Below are 19,121 nucleotides of genomic sequence, written 5' to 3' on the forward strand. Positions count from 1 at the left end.
GTGTGAAAAAAGAGCCAGAAATGCCGCTGGCGGCGGCTGAAACATCTAGTTACTATACGGGAACAGCAAGAATGAAGCACTGATTTTGTTGGCGCACCCAGGAGTTTTCGCCATGAGCCTCATCAACCGCCTTCTCGGCCGCAATGCGAACGCGACGCGAACGACGCAGCCACCGCATTCACAACCGCACTCGCATTCGCAGTCGCCGTCCGTTCCGCACTCGCAGATCTCGTCGGTGCAGTCGCAAATGTCGCCCCACGCCGTCGCGACGCAAAACGCGACCCGGCGCGAACTGTTGCGCGTGGTCCTGCGCGACACGCTCACGCGCCACGGCATCCCCACCTCCTGGATCACCGCCGAAATGCTCGTCGCCACTTCGCGGCTGCGCGAGCCCGGCATTCACTGGAGGCTGTCGATCAAGCACTGGGACGAGCGCCTGATGACCCACACGGTCGCGTTGCAGAACAACATGATCAAGCGGGTGATGTCCTTCGACCCGCTGGCCACCAACTGGCTCATGGGGATTTCCTGGCAGTTCGCGCTGGACGATGAGTCCGCCTGCCCGCCGATGCCGCATCCGGGCATCTGGACGGCCGAGCCGCACCGCCCGGTGGAAGTGGCGCCGGTCGCGCTGACGGTGGGCGGTTCGGGCGACGTGATTTCGGGCCCTGTCGTGATCGGCCACGCCGACCCTGCCGCGACCGCGCGCGAGGACCTCGAGAAGCTCTTCGCCATCCGCGACGCCGACCGCCTCCACAACAGCCAGGCCGGCTCGCCGCACACCTTCGCACCCACCGAACCGTCGAAGCTCGAGCGTCTCTAGCAGCGCGCGGCGCGGTCGCGCTACCATCCGTACCCATCGGTTCAACACAATGACGACGGAGGGCCCATGGCCAATCGCGACCAGCACAAAGACAAGATGCAAAAAAAGCCCAAGAAGGACACAAGCCTGCCCAAGACGCCCGGCACCTCGGACCGCCCCACGCCGCCGATGACGGTGGTGCTGCCGAAGGGCAAGGAAAAGTACAAGTAAGCAGGCACCGCACCGGCCGCTCAGCCGGTGACGTCCTCGATCATGTCGACGACCAGGTGGATGCCCTTGGAGACGAGCAGGATGTCGCCGCCGGCACTCACGTATTCATAGCCATTGGGCGGGGGCGGGAGCTTGGCGACGACCGCTTCGGGCGCGGGATGCGCTTCCACGGCTTTCTGCAACGACTGCCCGACGGCCCAGTAGCGGCCCTTCACGGGGGCGGCGCAGGTCTTGCCTGAACGCTCGAGACCGGGAGGGCAGTCCTTGGCCTTCGCATAGCGCTGGGTGAACGCCTTGCGCGCTTCCTTCTTGTGCTCCTCGGTGAAGAAGCCGCCGAGCTTGACGCCGTAGTTCACCGGGGCGGCGGGCTTGGCTGCGGGGGCGGAAGCGGCCGCTGCGGGCTTGTCGCCGGTAGCGGCCATCGCGGGACCGGCGGAAGCCAGCAGGCACGCTGCGGCCAGCGCAAGCGCGAGGGATGATCGGGAAAATTTCATTTGGGGTTGCTCCAACGATGCGGACATGTCCGCAATGTCGGTCCAGCCCCTGCGCCCCGCTGTAGGACGTCTTCGCGAATGGTCAGCCCAGGAGGCCCTGGATGATGTCGACGATGAGCTGCGTGTCCGTGCGCACCAGGACGATGTCGTTTCCGACACGCGCGTAGCGATAGCCGTAGGGCGCCGGGGGCAGCTGGACGATCACCGGCTGGGGCACCGAATAGACGGTCACGCCGCGGGGAATCGGCTGGCCGACGGCCCAGTTGCGCACCTGGCCGGGCGGCATGCAGCCGTTGTTCTTCTTGGCGAGGCCCGGCGGGCAGTTGCGGCCGTGGCCGTAGTGCTCGGAGTAATAACGGCGGGCGTATGCACGCTGGTCGTCGTTGAAGTAGGTGCCGGGGCGGATGTCCTCGCGATGCTTGGCGGCATGCTTGGCTTCCTTGGCCTCGCGCTTCGCTTCCTTCTGCATCTGCTTGGCCTCGTGCTTGTCCTTGCCGTGGCCTTTGCCGTGATCGTCGCCGTGGTCCTTGGCCAGCAGGGGGCCGGAGGCGAAGATCGAAACGATGGCCAGGGCGGCCAGTCGGCGGTTGAAGGGGAATCGGGTCATGCGCAGCGCTCCTTGATGTGTGCCTCATGCACAACGCCACTGTGGCCCTGGCGTTGACCCCTGCCTGTAGGACGCAAGCTCAACCGTGCCTGCGCCAATGGCTCAGTTGCGCGGCGGGGGGCCGTTGCGGCCGGCCAGGTGGCGGAACGTGATGCGGCCTTTGGTGAGGTCGTAGGGCGACATCTCGAGCGACACGTTGTCGCCCGCGATGATGCGGATGTGGTTCTTGCGCACCTTGCCGCCGCTGTAGCAGATCACCTGGTGACCGTTTTCCAGCGTGACGCGGTAACGCGAATCGGGGAGCACCTCGTCCACGTATCCGCGCATTTCGATCAATTCTTCCTTGGGCATGTCTTCGTTTCCTGCGGCATTCGTTTAACTCCCGCCGTGAACGCCGCTTGCGCACCCGGAAGGTCTGTGAAGCTTGTTGGGGGCAAGCCCTGTAGGGGTCGGCTTGGCTGGCCGGCGCGCGGGCTTTGCCGTGCCCGCACTGCACAGGCCCGTGGGCCGGCGCGATGGATGAGCGTATTTTAGCCGTTCGCCGCACAAAGCGCGCCGGCGCGGCGTAAACCCATGCCGCGAAGCGCTGTCAGACTGCAGCCAGCGACGGGGCGATGGCAGTGCGGGAGAGCTGCAGGCGCTCGGGGGACACGTATTGCTGGCGGTACTGCTCGAAAGGCATGCTGTCGCCCGCCTCGATCGCTTTCTGGTCCCGCACCGACTGCTCGGTCATGGCGGCCAGCCTGGCCTGCTGGGCCGAACTGAACGGCTGCGCCAGCAGTTTCGCGCGCGTCTGCAGCGACTGCGCGCGCGTGAAGCCGAGGAACGAATCGGCATGCTCCTGCTTCATCACCGCCAGGACGCGCGCGCTCGGCAGGAGGTCCGGCTGCTCCAGCAGCGAGCCCGCCGCGCGCAGGGCGTCCGCATATTCGGTCGTGCCGTGTACCGCGTCCAGCGCCTGCGCGATGGGCCCGAAGGCGGCAACGAGCTCGGCGCCCCACTGCGTGAGCGCCACGGGCACGCCATCGCGTTCGAGCGTGAGGCCGGGCTGGCGGCCGAATGCGGCTGTCTTGTGCTGGTTGCGCCCCAGGGCCGCGATCTCCGCCGGCGTGTCCGGGGGGCTGTCGCTGAGCAGGCAGTGCAGCAGGAACAAGTCCAGGAAGCGGACCGTCGGCGCGGTGATGCCGATGGGCACGAAGGGGTTGAGGTCGAGCAGGCGCACTTCGACGTACTCCACGCCGCGCTCGCGCAGCGCGTGCAGCGGCCGCTCGCCGGGGAAGATCACGCGCTTGGGCCGAATGGTGCCGTAGAACTCGTTCTCGATCTGCAGCAGGCTCGTGGCCAGCTGGTTGTAGTCGCCGCCCGGGTTCACGATGCCCACCGCCTCGTACGCCGGGTAGGGCCTGGTGAGCGCCTCCTGCAGCGACTGCGCATAGCCGTCGAGGCCGTTGTAGCTCACGGCAAGGCTCGATTGCGCATCGCTCTGGTAACCCAGGCGCCCCATGCGCAGCGAAGTGCCGTGGGGCATGTACATCGTGCCCTCGGCGAGTTCCTGCAATTCATGCCGGCGGCCGGCGACGAAGCTCGAACAGGCCGCGGGCGAGGCGCCGAACAGGTAGAGCAGCAGGAACGCATGGCGCCTGAAATTGCGGATCAGCGCGAAGTATTCCTCGCTCGTCACGCCGGGCAGCGACCAGTTGTAGTGGATGCCGGAGATCGTCTGCATCCGGCGCCCGTAGCGGTGCGCGAGGCCCATGCGGTAGACGCTCTTGGCGCGGCCCACGTTGGACGAGCCGTAACGGCCGATCGGGATCGTCTCGTCGGCCGGCAGCTTGCACGGCATGCTGGACACCCACATCATCTCCTCGCCGAGCGCGCGGTAGGTGAACTGGTGGACTTGGTGCAACTCCTCCAGGCAGGCTTCAGGAGTTGCGTGCACGCCGGTGATCAGCTCGAGCTGCGCTTCGCTGTAGTCGGTGGTGATGTGCGGATGCGTCAGCGCCGAACCCAGGGCCTGGGGGTGCGGCGTCATCGCCAGGCTGCCGTCGGCGTTCGCCCGCAGGCTTTCTTTCTCGATGCCGCGGCGCATGCCTTTCAGCCGGTCCGGCGAAAAGGCGGCGAGGCGCTCCTGCAGGTTGCTCATGTGCGAACTTGTGTTGTCTCTTGTGATGGCCCGCACGGTAGCACGGCTGCCCGATTCCTGCTTTGCCCGCCCCGCCGCAGCCATTGCCCGATTCTGTTAGGCAGGCGCCCCTACGAAAGCCGGCCCCATTAGGTCGCGGCCACTAGGCCCGCTGCGGACAATCGGCTCATCAACCTTCCCGGAGCCTTCCCCATGGACACCCACCAGATCTCCACCGCCGCCATCGACCTGGTCGGCAAGTTCGGCCACGGCGCCCACCAGGTCATCGACCTGTACCGCGAAGGCGGCGAACGCGCGAAAGCCGGCCTGGAAGCGCGCTGGGACGCGGCGTTCGAGCAAAGCAAACCGCAATTGACGGCCGAAACGCGCAAGAACGCGGCGCGCGCCCGGAAAGCCTTCTCGGCGTTCTATGCGAAGACCCTCGCCATGAGCGCGAGCGGCGCCGAAGTAGCCGTGGACACCTTCGTGGGCGCCACCGTGACCGCGATCGCCCGCGCGACCGATTTCGCCGAAGCGGCCCTGCGCAAAACCGCCTGACCTGGCCGGCGCGGGTAGGCGTGCGCGCCGCCCGCTGGCAGAATGGCAGCTCATCAAGACGAGGGGGCTTGCTATGGCTGTGACCGTCAACATCGACCTGGGCTACGAGTTCGAAGTCAAGGCGAAATTCGCGGATGTCTTCGAGGTCCTGTCGGACGTTCCCGAATCGGTGTCCCACTTCCCCAAGGTCGACAAGCTCACCGACATGGGCGACGGCGTCTACAAGTGGGAGATGGAAAAGGTGGGCACCGCGCAGGTCAACATCCAGACCGTCTACGCGAGCAAGTACGCCAGCAACAAGGCCAAGGGCACCGTCACCTGGACCCCGGTGCCGGGTGTGGGCAACGCGCTGGTGGGCGGCCACTGGAAGCTCAAGGACAACAAGAAATCCACCGGCGTGGAGCTCAAGATCACCGGGGAGATCACCCTGCCCCTGCCCGGCCTCATGAAGATGGTCGTGGCGCCGGTGGTCGAGAGCGAGTTCGAGAAGCTCGTCGACAAGTACATCGCCAACCTGATCAAGCGCTTCGGCGGCGAAGCCTGACGCGCCGCCGCCTCAGGGCTTCGCGAGGACGCGAAGCAGCCAGGCGTTGAGGTCCTCGATCTCCTGCGGGCAGACCGAGTGCGCCATCGGGTATTCGTGCCACTCCACCCCGTAGCCCAGCGCCTTGAGCATGTCGCGCGAGGCGCGGCCGCGCTCCGCGCTCACCACGTTGTCGAACTCGCCGTGGGCGAGGAAGATCGGCGTCAGCGCATTGGCGTCGCTGCGTTCCGCCGGGGTGGTCGCGGCGAGGGGCAGGTAGCCGGACATGCCCACGATCCCGGCGAGCCGCTCCTTGTGGCGCACGCCCGTCATCAGCGCCATCGCGCAGCCCTGCGAGAAGCCCGCGAGCACGATGCGGTTGGCCGGGATGCCGCGCGCCTGTTCCTGCGCCAGCAACGCCTCGACCTGCGCCAGGGACCGGCGCAGCCCCGCCTCGTCCTCGCGCTTGACGAGTTCCATGCCCAGGATGTCGTACCACGCCCGCATGCGATACCCGTTGTTGATCGTCACGGGGATGACGGGCGCGTGCGGGAACACGAAGCGCACCGGCCCCACCGCGGACAGGTCGAGCTCGCGCGCGATCGGCACGAAGTCGTTGCCGTCCGCGCCCAGCCCGTGCAGCACGATGACGGTGGCGCCGGGGTGCGGCCCGGTCTCATGTTCCAGTGTTTCCAGCGCGGCCATTGCGATCCTGTCCTTTTTCCTTCGAAGCGCGAGCATACTGCCTCGACGCGTCCGACACGCCGGTGGACGCTTTCCTACAAGGCGTCAGCCAGCGGTCGGCCAGACTGGGGAAAAGAAAGGATCCGCATGCAAGTACAAGTCAACACCAGCAACGGCATCGAGAACAGCGACACGTTGCAGGCCTTTGCCACCGAATACCTCAACACCTCCCTCTCGCGATTCACCGCGGACCTGACGCGGGTGGAAGTGCAGCTCAGCGACGAGAACAGCGAACGAAAGGGCGCGGCAGACAAGCGCTGCATGCTGGAAGCCCGCATGAACGGCCACGCGCCGCTCGCGGTGAGCCATCACGCGGAGAACCAGGATCTCGCGTTTCGCGGCGCGACGCAGAAACTGATCCACCTGCTCGACCACCAGCTGGGCAAGCAGGACCGGCAGGACCACCGCGCCCGCGAGACCATCCGCAAGGACGCGCCGGTCGCCGAGTAAGGACTAATCGGGGGCCCTGGCCGACGGCCGGGCCACCGGACCGTGGTAGCCGAGCGACGCGGCGATCACGGTGCCTTCGTCCGCGGGCTGCTCGACAGCAACAGCCACCGGCTGCTGCGCGCACGCCGCCAACATTGCCGAGATTGCTGCGATCGCAAGCCATGTCTTCATGATCGGACTCCAAGTGTGGACGAGCCATTACCGCCCGCCGCCCGGCCGCGCCGCGTAGGAGGAATCCGTGGGCCGGGGTCAGCGCCGCCGGGTCAGCCATTCGCAACACACAAATCCGCGGGGCGCGCGTATATTGGCCCTGCGCCCTGGTGGGTCCTGCCGCGGCGCCGAGCAGTCCAACCATCCTAGGAGCTGAAGATGACCATTTCGATGAAGAAAATGACCTGCCGTGCGCTGGTCGTGTCCCTGCTGGCCCTCTCCTTTCAATCCGCGAACGCGGGAATGATCGGCGCCGACCAGGCCGCTGCCGCGGGTGCCGCGCAGACGGATCGAGGCATGGTGATGAGCGTGCTCGCGCGCGCGGAAACCGCCCAGCAGCTGCAGGCGCAAGGCATCGACCCCACGATGGCGCGCGAGCGCGTCGCCGCGATGACCGACCAGGAAGTCCACGCCCTCGCGCAGGACATCCAGACCGCGCCGGCCGGTGCCCTGACCAGCGGCGGCTGGATCGCCGTCGTGGTGATCGCGGGCCTGATCTGGTACTTCGCGTATCGCCGCTGAACGGCATACGCTGCCGAAGGTGCCGCAAACCCGGGCCCGCCACGCGGCGGGCTTTTTCATCCGCTTTTTCTGTGCCGCCGCGCTGGCCGCGCTCGCGGGCTGCGCGCAGCTGGTGCCGCAGACGATTTCGCTGCGCAGCGCCTGGCCTGACGGTGTCGCCCGGCATTCGGTGATCCCGAACGTGCCTTTTTTCCCCCAGGAAGACTATCAGTGCGGCCCCGCGTCGCTCGCGACGCTCCTGACCTTCAGCGGCGTGAACGCGAAGCCGGACGACCTCGTGCCGCAGGTCTACCTGCCGTCGCGCCACGGCAGCCTGCAACTGGAGATGTTTTCCGCGCCGCGCCGCTGGGGCCGCGTGCCCTATGCGCTCGCGCCGCGCTACCAGGACCTGTTGCGCGAAGTCGCCGCCGGCAACCCCGTGCTCGTGCTGCAGGACGTGGGGCCGATGTGGACGCAGTGGCACTACGCCGTGGTCTACGGCTTCGACTATCCCTCCGGCACGCTCTACCTGCGTTCGGGCACGAAGGAAGTGCAGGAGATGCCCTTCACCGCCTTCGAGCGCGAGTGGATGAAGAGCAACTACTGGGCGATGGTGGTCACGCCCCCGGACCGCATACCCGTGACCGCAACCGAAAACGGCTGGACCGCCGCCACGCTCGCCATCGCGAAAACGGGCGACGACGTGAGCGCGCTCAAGGCCTACCAGGCCGCGCTGAAACGCTGGCCCGACAACCTGCCGGCCGCCATCGGCCTGGCCAACCAGTATCACGCGCGCGGACAGTTTCCCGCGGCGGTCGCGGTGCTGCGCGAAGCGCAGAAGCGCAACCCGCAATCGGTGATCGTGATGAACAACCTCGCGCAGGCCCTGTCCGACCAGGGCCGGCAGGAGGAAGCGCTCGCGCAGATCGACAAGGCGGCCGCGGACCCGCACAGCCCCTTCGCCGGCGACGTGCGTTCGACGCGAGCGATGATCCTCGGTCGCATGGGCCGGCAGACGACGGGCAGCCGCTAGGCCAGCACGCGTTCGGAAAAAAAGCCGGGAGCCCGAAGGCCACCGGCTTTGCGTTGCGCGAATCCGCGAATCAGTTGCGGTCGGCGCGAGCGACCTTCTGGGGTGCGGCTTCCGATTGCTGCGGCTCGGGCGCGGCGCCCATCGCGGTGGTCGCAGGTGCGGGCTCGGCGGCCGGGGCCACGGCGACAGGTTCCTGCGCGGCGGGTGCGGCGGGCTCGGGCGCCGGGGCGACAGCCACCTCGGGCTCACGGATCAACGTGGCGGTGCGAACGTCGTTCTCGTGCGTGAGCACGCCGGTCTCGCCCATGGGCGTCATGTGCGTGCTCTGTTGGCCCGCGCCGATGGCGGGGTTCGTAATGTAGGGGTTCGGCGGTTCGCTCTGTGCGACCGCGACGCCGAAGACGGCGACTGCGGAGAGGCCGGCCGCGATGCCGGCGATTTTGGTGAGTGCGCTCATGGAGGGCTCCTTATCGAATTGGTTTTTAGACAGACGCCGGCGTTTCGGCCAGCTGTCTGCAGGTTAATTGCGGCACTGCCGCATGGCGTCAGGCCCCCGCCTGACAGCATGTCGGACGAGGGAGGCCGCGCCTGCGGCGCATTCACCGACGTGCCGCATCGCAACAATTTGCAAGCACAGCAGCGTGCTAGCCTTGGGCGATGGAGATGCATACAGAGCGCAGCGACTCGCCCGTCCGTGCCGCCGCGACGGTCGTCATGCTGCGCGACGCGCGCGCGGGCCTCGAGGTGTTCCTGCTCAAACGCCACGGCATGTCGGACGTGCTGGGCGGCGCCTATGTCTTTCCCGGCGGCAAAGTCGATCTCGCCGACGCCGAGCTTGACGTCGCCACCCACCTCGATGCCGACCCCGCCGCCTTGCACGCCGCATTGCATGAAGACGGCATCGGTCATGACGAAGCGGCGGTGCTGTACATCGCGGCGCTGCGCGAGGCCTTCGAAGAGACGGGTGTCCTCTTCGCCGAGGGGGTGGATGCCGGGCGCGCTGCGCTGGCCACCGAACTGTTGCGCGAGGGCCGCGCGTTCGACGAAGTGCTGGCGATGATGCGGCTGCGCCTGCAGGCGAGCCGGCTGCATCCTTGGTGCCGGTGGATCACGCCCCTCATCGGCGGGGTGATCCGCAAGCGGTTCGACACGCGCTTTTTCCTCGCCGCCGTGCCCGAGGGCCAGACGGCCACCCATGACAACCACGAAGCGACGGAGAGCGTGTGGCTCACGCCGCGCACCGCGCTGGAGCAGTACCGCGACCGGAAGATCGAGCTGGCACCTCCCCAGATCATGAGCCTCGCGCACCTGTCGCGCCATGCGAGCGTGGCGAGCGCCATCGGGGAAGCCTCGCCGCGCCCGCCGCCGCTCATCGAACCCTTCGCGATCCAGCACGAGGGCACGCGGGCCATGTGCTATCCCGGGGACGAGTGCCACCCGGTGCGCGAGCGCGCCCTGCCCGGCCCGCTTCGCCTGTACCACCGCGACCAGCGCTTCGAGCCGTACGAAGGCTTCGACGCGCTGTTCAGCTGACACGCGCGGCGCTGACGAGCCACGGCGTTTCCTGCCTACAGCCCCGGCGGGCAAGCTCGGCCTAATCTTCCATGGCCGCATCCTGGGAGAAGCAGATGAACCCGATGTTCGTTCGATTTTTCATGGTGGCCGCGATGGCGATCGCGGCGACGTCCGCGTTGAAAGCGCATGCGGAAACGCTCGCCGAGAACGACGCGCAGCAGGTGCAGCGCATCGTGGTCGCGCAGTTCGAGGCCTTCGCCCAGGACGACGCGGACCGCGCGTTCGAGACGGCCACACCCGCGGTACAAGCCGCCATCGGCAACTCGGGGCACTTCCTGGCCCTGGTGCGCGGCGCCTACCCGATGGTCTACCGCCCGGTCGCCATCCACCTGCAGAAACCCGAACTCTCCGACGGCAGCGTGCTGCAGCTCGTCGAGATCCGCGACGACCACGACAAGTCCTGGCTCGCCCTCTTCGCGCTCGAGCGCCAGCCGGACAACAGCTGGCGCATCGGCGGTTGCGTCGTCTCGGAGAACCGCTGGCGCGACGCCTGACCGGGGCGGACACAAAAAAACCGGGCGAAGCCCGGTTTTTCTGGTGTGACAGCGAAAGCGATCAGTTGCGGTCGGCCTTGGCGGCCTTGCCCGACTTCGCGACCTTCGTGTCGTTGCTGGACATGTCGGTGCTGGCGGAGGTGGAGCCGGAGCTGCTGGAGCCGGCGCCCATCGTCGTGCTGGAGGACTTGTCCGTGGTGGACGAGGACTTGTCGGCCATGGTCTTGTCGGTCGTGGACTTGTTGCTCATGGTCGAGCCGCCGTTGGAAGGCGTGCCGGTCGTGCCCATGGGCGTGGCTTGCGTGCTTTGCTGGCCGGCGCCCGTGGCGGGATCCTTGGCGGCCGTGTTCGGCGGGGTGCTTTGCGCGAAAGCGGCGCCGGCGATGGTGACGGCGGCGAGGCCGGCGAAGAGGCCCTTGGAAATGAGGGATGCGGTCATGAGTAGCTCCTTGATGGTTTTGGTGGCGTGCCGGTGAAAACCACCAGCTCCAACAAGGCTACGGCGGGGGAGTTCCCGCTGCGTCGGCAACGAACATGTCTTTGTGTAAGACGAGTCCCCACCTCCCGCTGAGTCACATCGCCGCGAACACCTCACGCACCGGCGTCGTCTCCGGCAACACGTAGACCACCGCGCGCGTGCGGCCGAGCACGCGCTGCACCACCTGCTCGTAGAACGGCGGCGGCACGATCACGCAGCCCAGCGACACGCGCTTGTCGGCGGGCGACGGGGACGCCAGCCGCGCCTCGCGCGCCTTCATGCTCGCGCCCGGGCGCAGGCGATGGATCGCGAATGCGGCGGAGTAGTCGACCCATACCACGTGCTCGCCGGAGAGATTCTGGCCGGGCTCCGACACGAAGCGGCCCGCGGGCGTGGTGCGCTCCTCGAGGGGCACGAAGCCCGACTGGGTGTGGTCGCCGACGTCCGGCGCGGACTGGTCGCCGACCGATTCGCCCAGCAGGGCCGGGGTATCGCCTGCGAGCTTTCCATCGCCGTTGAAGACATACACTCGGGCTTGCTTCTTGTCGACGACGGCGAAAGGCATGCCCTGGTGGTCGCCGGTGCTGACGGACCACTGCGCGATCTGGCGCGCCTCGTCGGATGGCGCCGCGGCGCCGAAGTCCGCGATCCTGGTGCCGGGGCCCGCCCATGCAGGCGCGCCCAGGAAGGCCAAACACAAGCCTGCGGCCGCAGCCGCCCTGCCGATCCAAAGCATCCGAGTCCCCTCGTGTCGCGAGCCCGGCAATGGCCGAGCTCAAGAGGAAGGGATGCTAGCAAGCAGCCGCTGAGGTACGGCGCTTTGTAAAGGTAACGGTCGCGCGGCCTGGCTCAACCGCGAAAAAATCACGCCTCAGCGTTGGGCAAAGCGGGTTTCCGGCTTGTCCACGTCCCACGAGCCGAACACCTGCTGCGCGGAGCGCGTCTCCGGAAGCACGTAGATCACCGCGCCGCCGGTGCGGACCGTCGGCGCCACGACGTTTTCATAGAACGCCTTGGGCAGGTTGATGCAACCGTAGGAAATGCGGTTGTCTTCGGGCGTGGGCGTGGCGAGGCGCTCGAGGCGGCGCTCATCCGCATTGGTCGTCAGCACCCGGTGCATGGAAACCGCCGCGTTGTAATCGACCCAGACGACGTCCTCGTTGCGCGTGTTCATCCCCATCTCGGCGATGAAGCGGCCGGCGGCAGTGGTCTTTTCCTCGGGCTTCACGTCGGCGATCGCCTTGGTGCCGATATCGGGCGCGTTGTCGTCCCCGACCGCCGAGCCCAGCAGCACCGGGGACTCCGCCTTGAGGTGGCCCCGCTTGTCGAAGACCCAGACGCGCGCGTCCTTCTTGTCGAGGATGATGAAATTCAGGTTCTGGTGGTCGCGCGTGTGCACGCTCCAGTTGGCCAGCTGCCGCACGTCTTCCGTGGGGGTTTCGCCTGCGAAATCGGCGTGGCGGACACCGGAGGCATCCGCCCGCGCCATGGAGAAGTCCTGGGCCGCGCCGCGCGGCGTCTGCTTGGCTCCGATGCTGGCAGGCGGCAGCACCAGCGCCAGCACGGCGGCGCCCAGGAGGACGCCTTTTTGCACGGCGTCCAGGAACTCGGATTTGGCCTGCGGTTGCATGGTCAGTTGCGGTCGGCTTGCGGCGCCGGGGCGCTGGAGGCGGTCGTGTCCGTCGAGCCGCTGTTGGACGGCATGGACGAGGAAGAGGTGTCCGTGCTCGGCGTATTGGCGCCCATCGTGCTCGTGCTGTTGGCGGTGTTCGCGCCTGCGTTGGCGTCGCTGCTCGTGCCCGACGAGGTCTGGGCAATGGCGACACCGCCGGCCAGGGCCGCGGCAACGGCGAGGGTGGTCAAGGCTTTGCGGGAGGTTTTCATGGGTACTGCACTCCTGTTTTCGTGCCGCTGGGGCACCTCGGGTTGGAAGAAAAACGCCGGCGGCTGCCAGCTGTTTTCAATCTATCCGCGAGGCCTGGAGCATGGGTGAGGCGATGGCGGCAGCGCATGTAGGAGATGCGCTGTCACGAGCTGCATCGAAACGAATCAGGATGCTTGCAGCGGGAAGGCCTGCATCTCCTGGCCCCAGCGCTCGATCTGCAGCGCCGGGTCCGCGCACTCGCAACCGAGGGCGACGTCGTCGTCGATGTCGAACCAGCCGGCCGCGGCCTGGACGAGCGCGGCAGGCGGGACGCGGTGGAAGGACTGCGGATCGAGGGCGGCGTCGTCGGACATGGTGGGCTCCGGTGTGGTGCGGGGTGAAGCCATTGTTTGCCGCTGAGGCAGACCCCCGTATCCGCGAAGGACGCGTTGTCGCGTAGGAGCCTGCCTACGGTTTTCCGGAAGCGCCCGCGCCGAGCCGCCACAGGGTGGTGATCTCCTTCGAGCGCGCAGCATGCAGGGGGTCGGTGCGATCAGCCGCCTTGGGATGCGTCGGGCGCACATCGTGACGTGCGATCACCCGCAGTCCCGCCGCGGCGAACATCGCCTCCAGTTCTCCCGGCGCCCGCAGGCCGAGATGCACCGCGAGGTCGGAGATGACCAGCCAGCCCTCCCCGCCCGGCTCCAGGTGCGCGGGCAGGCCTTCGAGGAAGCCCCGCAGCATCGCGCCGCCCTCGTCGTAGATCGCATGCTCCAGCGGCGACGCGGGGCGCGCGGGCAGCCACGGCGGGTTGCAAACGATCAGCGGCGCCCTGTCGGCCGGGAAGAGATCGGCCTGGAGCAGCTCGACGCGCCCGGCGACACCGAGGCTTGCGAAGTTCGCGCGTGCGCAGGCCAATGCCCGCGCATCCACGTCCGTCGCCACGATGCGCTGGACGCCGCGCCTGGCCAGCAGCGCGGCGATCACGCCCGTGCCCGTCCCGATGTCGAAGGCCAGCTCCATCGAAGGCAGGGGCGCCGCCGCGATCAGCGCCAGGTACTCGCCACGCACCGGCGAGAAGACGCCGTAATGCGGGTGGATGCGATTGCCCGGCGGATCGCCGAGCGCGGCGATCTCCACGCCCTTCTTGCGCCATTCGAAGGCGCCGACGATGCCGAGCAACTCGCGCAGCGAGGCCACGCAAGGCTGGCCGTCGGCCGGCCCCCAGGCCTGCGCGCAGGCCAGGCGCAGGTCGGGTGCGCGCGGCAGGTCGATCCCGTAGTCGCCTTCCAGCCGCACCAGGACCTTCGCGAGCACCCGCGCGCGCTGGCCCTGCGCCATGCGATGCTGGTGGAAGGCCTCCAGCGGCGAAGCCGGCGCCGCTCGCTTGTGGGCCTTGCGGTCGGCGCGGCGCGACATCGCCTGCAGCAGCTGGCGCGCATTCTGGAAATCGCTGCGCCACAACAGGCCCGTGCCTTCGCTCGCGAGCGCCCAGGCGCGGTCCGCCGTCAGGGTGTCGTCGACGAGTTCGATGCGTTTCGGGGGCGGCGCACCCGCTTCGGAGCGCCAGCGGGCGGACTGCGTCCGGCCGCCGTCGGCCCACTCGACCCGTGCATCGTCGCTCAAGCGGCCGCCTTGCGGCCCAGCATCCGTTGCGCGAGCGTGACGACGCCCAGCACGACAGCGCCGACCGCGAGCCCGACGGCCACGTTGGAGAGCAGGTTCACCGGACCGTGCCAGGCCCCCGCCTGCTCCGCCCAGCGCTCCACGGCGTGATGGAGCGGCGGCAGCCCGTGCACCACGATGCCGCCGCCGACGAGGAACATCGCCGCCGTTCCCGCGACCGACAGGGCCTTCATCAGCCAGGGCGCGGCGCGCAGGATCGCCGCGCCGCTGCGCTGCGCGAAGGCCGAGGCGCGGCGCGAGAGGTAGAGGCCGAGGTCGTCGATCTTCACGATGCCCGCGACGATGCCGTACACACCGATCGTCATCACGATGGCGATGCCGGCGAGCACCCCGACCTGGACCATGAGCTCGCTCTCGGCCACCGTGCCGAGGGTGATGGCGATGATCTCCGCGGACAGGATGAAGTCCGTGCGCACCGCGCCCTTGATCTTGTCCTTCTCCACCTGGCACAGGTCGACCTTCGGGTCGGCCAGAGCGCGGGCGAGCTCCTGGTGGTGCGCCTCGTCCTCCTCCTTGCTGTGAAGGAGGCGGTGGGCGATCTTCTCGAAGCCCTCGAAGCACAGGAACGCGCCGCCCACCATGAGGAGCGGGGTCACGGCCCAGGGCGCGAACGCGCTGATCGCGAGCGCGGCCGGCACGAGGATCGCCTTGTTGATGAACGAGCCTTTCGCCACGGCCCACACGACGGGCAGCTCGCGCTGCGCGCTCACGCCGCTCACCTGCTGCGCATTCAGGGCGAGGTCGTCGCCGAGCACGCCCGCGGTCTTCTTCGCCGCGACCTTCGCGAGCACCGACACATCGTCCAGCACCGTGGTGATGTCGTCGAGCAGGGCAAGTAGGCTTGTCACCATGGCGGGGCCGGCCGGTTCAGTCGAGGGGGCGCTTGAGGCGGATTTCCTCGAGCTTCACGCCGCCCATGACGGCCGTCTTCGCGGTGTTCAGCTCACGCTTGAACCCGGCAAGCTCCAGGAAGCGCAGTGCGCGCTCGTTGCACAGCGGCATCCAGACGGTGACTTCGGTGCAGCCTTCCTCGATGAGGCCCTCGCGCGCGGCGTCCCAGAGGGCGAGCCCCGCGCCCGTGTCCCAGCGCGCGGGATCCACATACAGGGCCCAGATCTCGCCCGTCGTCGGCTTGGACTTCGGGTCGCGCGAGCGGTCGTAGCCGACAAAGCCGATGATCTTGGAGCCTTCGAGCGCGACATGGACGAGCGGCTCGCCGTATTCGATCGCATCGCGCCAGAACGCGCGCCGCTTTTCCATGGGGAGGCTCTGCACGCCTTCGGGCGCCACGGCCTCGTAGGCGGCATGGGACGATGAAGCGTGAACGGCGGCGACTGCGTCCGCATCCTTGTCGGCCGCTGGCCGGACCTGGTAGGTGGTCATCGAATAACTCTTCTGAAAAACTGAGCGCTGATTATCATCGGCCATGACCCAGCGTTACATCGCGCGCTTCGAGCCGGGCGCGCAAATCATCGAGGTCACGGCCGGGCAGCCCTTGCTGCAGGCGGCCGAGCAGGCGGGCATCCCGCTGCCGAGCTCCTGCAGGAACGGAACGTGCCGCACCTGCATGACCCTGCTGCTGGAAGGCCAGGTCTCCTACCGCATCGAATGGCCGGGACTCCTGGCCGAGGAAAAGGCCGAAGGGTGGATCCTGCCCTGCGTGGCTTACCCGCAGTCCGATGTGACGCTCCAGGGGCCCGCCGCGTGATCAGGTGTTGCCGGCGCTGTAAGGGCTGCGCGGCACGAACTTGTGTTCGCCATCCGCGATGGGTTCGGCCGAGGGATCCGGTTCGTGCTCGACAGCATTGGTGCCCGGCTTGCGGTCGTCGGGTGTCCTCTCGCGCTCGTCCTGCGCGGCCGGTTGCTCTTTGGGTGTGCTCATCGTCATATCTCCGGTAGATGGGGCAACCTTAGGCGCGCCGCGCCCATGGGCCTGTAGGAGCAGCGCGCGTGGCATAGTCCAAGACCGATGAAATTCCTGTTGGCCTTCCTCCTGGCAGCTTGCGCGGGCGCGGCGTTTGCCGCACCCTTCGAAGACACCATGGCGCAGCGCACCCTCGCCTGCACCGCGTGCCATGGCAAGGAAGGCCGCGCCGCGCCCGACGGCTACTACCCGCGCCTCGCGGGCAAGCCGGCCGGCTACCTCTACAACCAGCTCGTCAACTTTCGCGACAACCGGCGTCACTACGGCCTGATGACCCGCTTGATCGACCCGCTCTCCGATGAATACCTGATGGAGATCGCGCAATACTTCGCCGCGCTGGACCTGCCATATCCGCGGCCAACCCCCGCCCAGGTGCCCGCCGCCGTGATGCAACGCGGCGAAGCACTGGTCCGGCAAGGCGACACGGCGAAGAAGATCCCCGCGTGCGTCCAGTGCCACGGCGACGCGCTCACGGGCGCGATGCCCGCGACGCCAGGCCTGCTCGGCCTGCCGCGCGACTACCTCAACTCGCAGCTCGGTGCGTGGCAAAGCGGCCAGCGCCGCGCCCATGCGCCCGACTGCATGCAGCAGGTGGCGCGCATGCTCTCGCCCGAAGACCTCACGGCGGTGGCCGCGTGGCTGTCCTCGCAACCCGTGCCGGCGAATGCGCATGCGGTGGCGGCGCTGCCCCGCACGCCCGGCATCGCGTGCGGCAGCGCGGCCCTCGCGGGTGGGGCGCAGCGATGATCAAGCGGCTCGCCATCGGCGCCCTCCTCCTTGCCATCGCCCTCGCCGGGCTGGTGATCTTCCTCAACCTGCGCGGCGAATCCCCCATCCGCGAGGCGCAGGCGCTCGCGCCCCCTGCGGCCGACAGCATCGCCCGCGGGGCGTACCTGATGCGCGCGGGCAACTGCGCGGCCTGCCACACCGACCGCGGCGGGGCGCCGCTGGCCGGCGGGCGCGCGATCGACACGCCCTTCGGCACGGTGTATGCGAGCAACCTCACGCCGCATGCCGCGGCGGGGCTTGGCGGCTGGTCGCCGGACCACTTCTGGCGCGCGCTGCACAACGGCCGCTCCAAAGACGGCCGGCTGCTCTACCCCGCCTTCCCCTACACGCACTACACGATGGTGACGCGCGCCGATTCGGATGCGATGTTCGACTACCTGCGCAGCGTGCCGGCGGTGGACCGCGCGAACACCCCGCACAAGCTGCGCTGGCCCTACAGCACGCAGGCCGCGCTCGGCGTCTGGCGCGCCTTGTACTTCACGCCCGGCGAGCATGTCGACGACGGGTCGAAGCCCGCGGAATGGAACCGCGGCGCCTACCTCGTGCGCGGGCTGGGCCACTGCGGGGCGTGCCATTCGTCGCGCAACGCCCTGGGCGCGACCAGCGACATGATGGACCTCTCGGGCGGCGTGATCCCGATGCAGAACTGGTACGCCCCCTCGCTCTCGGCCCCGTCGGAAGCCAGCGTGGCGGGCTGGGACACGGCGCAGGTCGTGCGTCTGCTGCAGACCGGCATCGCCCCGCGCGGCACGGTGCTGGGCCCGATGGCCGACGTCGTGAAGCAGAGCACGCAGCACCTCGCGCCGGCGGACCTGCAGGCCATGGCCGTATTCCTGAAGTCCCTGCCCGAAGGCACCGCGCACGAGCAGAAATCCAGCGCCCTGGAGATGGGCCCGCGCATGGCCGAGCGCGGCGCGAAGGTGTACGAGCAGCACTGCGTGCAGTGCCACGGCGCCAGGGGCGAGGGCGTGCCCGGCGCGTACCCGGCGCTGGCGGGCAACCGCGCGCTGCGGCTCCCGGTCACGTCCAACCTCGTGCAGGTGGTGCTGGGCGGGGGCTTCCCGCCCGCGACGGCCGGCAACCCGCGGCCCTTCGGCATGCCGCCCTATGCGACCGTGCTGAGCGACGCGGATGTGGCCGCCGTCATCAGCCACGTGCGCCACGCGTGGGGCAACAACGCGCCGGCGGTGAGCGAACTCGACGTCGCGCAGCAGCGCAGCAGCTCCACGCCGTGAGCGCCGCGGGCACAATCGGGCGCATGTCGCTGCGTCCCGTCCTGCTGCCCGTCGACGTGCCCGGCTCGCTCTGGCTGGGTGCGATGCCGGGGCGCTTCGGCTCGTGGAACGAATTCGAGGCGCAGGCCCGCCGGGCCTCTCTGCGGCTCGTCGTCTGCCTGACCCCGCAAAGCGAAGTGAAGGAACTCTCCCCCGCCTACCAGGCAGCCATCGTGCAGGGCACGCTGCCTTTCGGGTGGCTGCAGGTGGCCATGCCGAATTACGGCGTGCCGGCGGACCAGGCGGCCTTCCGGCGCGACGTGGGGAGGATCGTCGCGTCGCTGAAGCAGGGGGACGCGGTCATGCTGCACTGCGCCGCGGGTATCGGCCGCACCGGCAGCACGGCCGCGTGCGTGCTCAAGGCGCTGGGGCTGGACACCGCGCAGGCCATCGAGCGCGTGCGGGAAGCCGGCTCCAACCCGGAGAACGCCGCCCAGGCCGGCTTCGTCGACTGGTTCTAGGCACCCTCGCGCGGGTTCACTTCACGAACGGGTTGGCGAAGACGAACATCATCGCCACGCCTACGCCGATCAGGAAGTTCGCGTCGATGAGTCCGGCCAGCAGGAACATCTTGGTCTGCAGCGGCTCCATCATCTCCGGCTGGCGCACCGCGCCGTCGATGAAGCGCCCGCCCATCGTGCCGATGCCCAGGCAGGCGCCGATCGCCCCCAGGCCGATGATCAGTCCGCACGCAATCGCAATCAGGCCCGTATCGCTCATGTCATACCTCCATGGTTGAAAAGAAACTCGATGGAGGAATCA

The 19,121-nt window shown here is 68.5% G+C and carries 30 protein-coding genes; 13 read left to right on the forward strand and 17 right to left on the reverse strand.

Annotation, left to right across the window (positions count from 1 at the left end):
- The first annotated feature begins 112 nt into the window (after nucleotides 1-112).
- A complete protein-coding gene (locus I5803_RS07090) occupies nucleotides 113-823 on the forward strand; it encodes a hypothetical protein (protein WP_196985674.1) in 711 nt (236 codons plus the stop codon).
- Between the two features lie 66 nt (nucleotides 824-889).
- Nucleotides 890-1,033 carry a hypothetical protein gene (locus I5803_RS07095; protein ID WP_196985675.1) on the forward strand — a complete coding sequence of 48 codons (144 nt, stop codon included), beginning with the start codon at nucleotides 890-892 and terminating at the stop codon, nucleotides 1,031-1,033.
- Between the two features lie 20 nt (nucleotides 1,034-1,053).
- Here the strand turns inward: I5803_RS07095 and I5803_RS07100 are convergent, their stop codons facing one another.
- From I5803_RS07100 to gshA, 4 genes are all read right to left on the reverse strand, one after another.
- Nucleotides 1,054-1,527 carry a hypothetical protein gene (locus I5803_RS07100; protein WP_196985676.1) on the reverse strand — a complete coding sequence of 158 codons (474 nt, stop codon included), beginning with the start codon at nucleotides 1,525-1,527 and terminating at the stop codon, nucleotides 1,054-1,056.
- An 82-nt stretch (nucleotides 1,528-1,609) separates the two neighbouring features.
- Nucleotides 1,610-2,134, reverse strand: coding sequence for an RcnB family protein (locus I5803_RS07105; protein WP_231402365.1), 525 nt, complete (start codon nucleotides 2,132-2,134; stop codon nucleotides 1,610-1,612).
- 102 nt (nucleotides 2,135-2,236) lie between these two features.
- Nucleotides 2,237-2,485, reverse strand: a complete 249-nt coding sequence (gene infA / locus I5803_RS07110; RefSeq protein WP_196985677.1) for a translation initiation factor IF-1 — start codon at nucleotides 2,483-2,485, stop codon at nucleotides 2,237-2,239.
- A gap of 238 nt (nucleotides 2,486-2,723) precedes the next feature.
- Nucleotides 2,724-4,277 (reverse strand): glutamate--cysteine ligase, encoded by a 1,554-nt coding sequence (gshA, locus tag I5803_RS07115; RefSeq protein WP_196985678.1) that lies wholly within the window; start codon nucleotides 4,275-4,277, stop codon nucleotides 2,724-2,726.
- Nucleotides 4,278-4,469: 192 nt separating this feature from the next.
- Between gshA and I5803_RS07120 the strand changes: the two genes are divergently transcribed.
- A complete protein-coding gene (locus I5803_RS07120; protein ID WP_196985679.1) occupies nucleotides 4,470-4,814 on the forward strand; it encodes a hypothetical protein in 345 nt (114 codons plus the stop codon).
- A gap of 73 nt (nucleotides 4,815-4,887) precedes the next feature.
- Entirely contained in the window at nucleotides 4,888-5,358 is a 471-nt protein-coding gene (locus tag I5803_RS07125) for an SRPBCC family protein (protein WP_196985680.1), read from the forward strand.
- Nucleotides 5,359-5,370: 12 nt separating this feature from the next.
- On the opposite strand, the gene I5803_RS07130 is transcribed toward I5803_RS07125, so the two are convergent.
- Nucleotides 5,371-6,042 carry an alpha/beta hydrolase gene (locus I5803_RS07130; protein ID WP_196985681.1) on the reverse strand — a complete coding sequence of 224 codons (672 nt, stop codon included), beginning with the start codon at nucleotides 6,040-6,042 and terminating at the stop codon, nucleotides 5,371-5,373.
- A gap of 126 nt (nucleotides 6,043-6,168) precedes the next feature.
- On the opposite strand from I5803_RS07130, the gene I5803_RS07135 reads away from it, so the two are divergent.
- Complete coding sequence (locus tag I5803_RS07135) at nucleotides 6,169-6,531, forward strand: HPF/RaiA family ribosome-associated protein (RefSeq protein WP_196985682.1); 363 nt, start codon at nucleotides 6,169-6,171, stop codon at nucleotides 6,529-6,531.
- 3 nt (nucleotides 6,532-6,534) lie between these two features.
- Here the strand turns inward: I5803_RS07135 and I5803_RS07140 are convergent, their stop codons facing one another.
- Complete coding sequence (locus I5803_RS07140; protein ID WP_196985683.1) at nucleotides 6,535-6,702, reverse strand: putative periplasmic lipoprotein; 168 nt, start codon at nucleotides 6,700-6,702, stop codon at nucleotides 6,535-6,537.
- Between the two features lie 198 nt (nucleotides 6,703-6,900).
- Between I5803_RS07140 and I5803_RS07145 the strand changes: the two genes are divergently transcribed.
- The gene (locus tag I5803_RS07145; RefSeq protein ID WP_196985684.1) at nucleotides 6,901-7,263 is read left to right on the forward strand and encodes a PA2779 family protein; all 363 of its coding nucleotides are present in this window, start codon (nucleotides 6,901-6,903) and stop codon (nucleotides 7,261-7,263) included.
- Between the two features lie 19 nt (nucleotides 7,264-7,282).
- Nucleotides 7,283-8,275 (forward strand): PA2778 family cysteine peptidase, encoded by a 993-nt coding sequence (locus I5803_RS07150; protein WP_196985685.1) that lies wholly within the window; start codon nucleotides 7,283-7,285, stop codon nucleotides 8,273-8,275.
- A 70-nt stretch (nucleotides 8,276-8,345) separates the two neighbouring features.
- On the opposite strand, the gene I5803_RS07155 is transcribed toward I5803_RS07150, so the two are convergent.
- Nucleotides 8,346-8,732 carry a hypothetical protein gene (locus I5803_RS07155; RefSeq protein WP_196985686.1) on the reverse strand — a complete coding sequence of 129 codons (387 nt, stop codon included), beginning with the start codon at nucleotides 8,730-8,732 and terminating at the stop codon, nucleotides 8,346-8,348.
- 200 nt (nucleotides 8,733-8,932) lie between these two features.
- Between I5803_RS07155 and I5803_RS07160 the strand changes: the two genes are divergently transcribed.
- Nucleotides 8,933-9,808, forward strand: coding sequence for an NUDIX hydrolase (locus I5803_RS07160; RefSeq protein ID WP_196985687.1), 876 nt, complete (start codon nucleotides 8,933-8,935; stop codon nucleotides 9,806-9,808).
- 71 nt (nucleotides 9,809-9,879) lie between these two features.
- Nucleotides 9,880-10,344 (forward strand): DUF4864 domain-containing protein, encoded by a 465-nt coding sequence (locus tag I5803_RS07165; RefSeq protein WP_196985688.1) that lies wholly within the window; start codon nucleotides 9,880-9,882, stop codon nucleotides 10,342-10,344.
- 61 nt (nucleotides 10,345-10,405) lie between these two features.
- On the opposite strand, the gene I5803_RS07170 is transcribed toward I5803_RS07165, so the two are convergent.
- From I5803_RS07170 to I5803_RS07205, 8 genes are all read right to left on the reverse strand, one after another.
- Nucleotides 10,406-10,783, reverse strand: a complete 378-nt coding sequence (locus I5803_RS07170; RefSeq protein ID WP_196985689.1) for a proteophosphoglycan ppg4 — start codon at nucleotides 10,781-10,783, stop codon at nucleotides 10,406-10,408.
- A gap of 133 nt (nucleotides 10,784-10,916) precedes the next feature.
- Nucleotides 10,917-11,516: a L,D-transpeptidase gene (locus tag I5803_RS07175; protein WP_231402366.1), complete on the reverse strand. Its 600-nt coding sequence runs from the start codon at nucleotides 11,514-11,516 to the stop codon at nucleotides 10,917-10,919.
- A gap of 177 nt (nucleotides 11,517-11,693) precedes the next feature.
- Nucleotides 11,694-12,452 carry a hypothetical protein gene (locus I5803_RS07180; RefSeq protein WP_196985690.1) on the reverse strand — a complete coding sequence of 253 codons (759 nt, stop codon included), beginning with the start codon at nucleotides 12,450-12,452 and terminating at the stop codon, nucleotides 11,694-11,696.
- A gap of 2 nt (nucleotides 12,453-12,454) precedes the next feature.
- Nucleotides 12,455-12,706: a hypothetical protein gene (locus I5803_RS07185; RefSeq protein WP_196985691.1), complete on the reverse strand. Its 252-nt coding sequence runs from the start codon at nucleotides 12,704-12,706 to the stop codon at nucleotides 12,455-12,457.
- Nucleotides 12,707-12,871: 165 nt separating this feature from the next.
- Nucleotides 12,872-13,060: a hypothetical protein gene (locus I5803_RS07190; RefSeq protein ID WP_196985692.1), complete on the reverse strand. Its 189-nt coding sequence runs from the start codon at nucleotides 13,058-13,060 to the stop codon at nucleotides 12,872-12,874.
- 94 nt (nucleotides 13,061-13,154) lie between these two features.
- Nucleotides 13,155-14,312, reverse strand: a complete 1,158-nt coding sequence (locus I5803_RS07195; RefSeq protein WP_196985693.1) for a methyltransferase — start codon at nucleotides 14,310-14,312, stop codon at nucleotides 13,155-13,157.
- Nucleotides 14,309-15,223: a DUF808 domain-containing protein gene (locus I5803_RS07200; RefSeq protein WP_196985694.1), complete on the reverse strand. Its 915-nt coding sequence runs from the start codon at nucleotides 15,221-15,223 to the stop codon at nucleotides 14,309-14,311. The genes I5803_RS07195 and I5803_RS07200 overlap by 4 nt, the downstream gene beginning before the upstream one ends.
- A gap of 16 nt (nucleotides 15,224-15,239) precedes the next feature.
- On the reverse strand, nucleotides 15,240-15,755 hold the full coding sequence (locus tag I5803_RS07205) for a GNAT family N-acetyltransferase (protein ID WP_196985695.1): 516 nt from the start codon (nucleotides 15,753-15,755) through the stop codon (nucleotides 15,240-15,242).
- A gap of 43 nt (nucleotides 15,756-15,798) precedes the next feature.
- On the opposite strand from I5803_RS07205, the gene I5803_RS07210 reads away from it, so the two are divergent.
- On the forward strand, nucleotides 15,799-16,080 hold the full coding sequence (locus tag I5803_RS07210; protein WP_196985696.1) for a 2Fe-2S iron-sulfur cluster-binding protein: 282 nt from the start codon (nucleotides 15,799-15,801) through the stop codon (nucleotides 16,078-16,080).
- Here the strand turns inward: I5803_RS07210 and I5803_RS07215 are convergent, their stop codons facing one another.
- On the reverse strand, nucleotides 16,081-16,254 hold the full coding sequence (locus tag I5803_RS07215) for a hypothetical protein (protein ID WP_196985697.1): 174 nt from the start codon (nucleotides 16,252-16,254) through the stop codon (nucleotides 16,081-16,083).
- Nucleotides 16,255-16,341: 87 nt separating this feature from the next.
- On the opposite strand from I5803_RS07215, the gene I5803_RS07220 reads away from it, so the two are divergent.
- The 3 genes from I5803_RS07220 to I5803_RS07230 are packed head-to-tail and all read left to right on the forward strand — an operon-like array spanning nucleotide 16,342 to nucleotide 18,820.
- Nucleotides 16,342-17,043: a c-type cytochrome gene (locus I5803_RS07220; protein ID WP_196985698.1), complete on the forward strand. Its 702-nt coding sequence runs from the start codon at nucleotides 16,342-16,344 to the stop codon at nucleotides 17,041-17,043.
- Nucleotides 17,043-18,320: a c-type cytochrome gene (locus I5803_RS07225; protein ID WP_435520872.1), complete on the forward strand. Its 1,278-nt coding sequence runs from the start codon at nucleotides 17,043-17,045 to the stop codon at nucleotides 18,318-18,320. Before I5803_RS07220 ends, I5803_RS07225 begins: the two co-directional genes overlap by 1 nt.
- Before the next feature lie 23 nt (nucleotides 18,321-18,343).
- Entirely contained in the window at nucleotides 18,344-18,820 is a 477-nt protein-coding gene (locus I5803_RS07230; RefSeq protein WP_196985700.1) for a protein-tyrosine phosphatase family protein, read from the forward strand.
- A 16-nt stretch (nucleotides 18,821-18,836) separates the two neighbouring features.
- Here the strand turns inward: I5803_RS07230 and atpE are convergent, their stop codons facing one another.
- On the reverse strand, nucleotides 18,837-19,079 hold the full coding sequence (gene atpE, locus I5803_RS07235; protein WP_196985701.1) for a F0F1 ATP synthase subunit C: 243 nt from the start codon (nucleotides 19,077-19,079) through the stop codon (nucleotides 18,837-18,839).
- Between the last annotated feature and the right edge of the window lie 42 nt (nucleotides 19,080-19,121).

The sequence above is a fragment of the Caenimonas aquaedulcis genome, assembly GCF_015831345.1.
Classification (GTDB): Bacteria; Pseudomonadota; Gammaproteobacteria; order Burkholderiales; family Burkholderiaceae_C; genus Ramlibacter; species Ramlibacter aquaedulcis.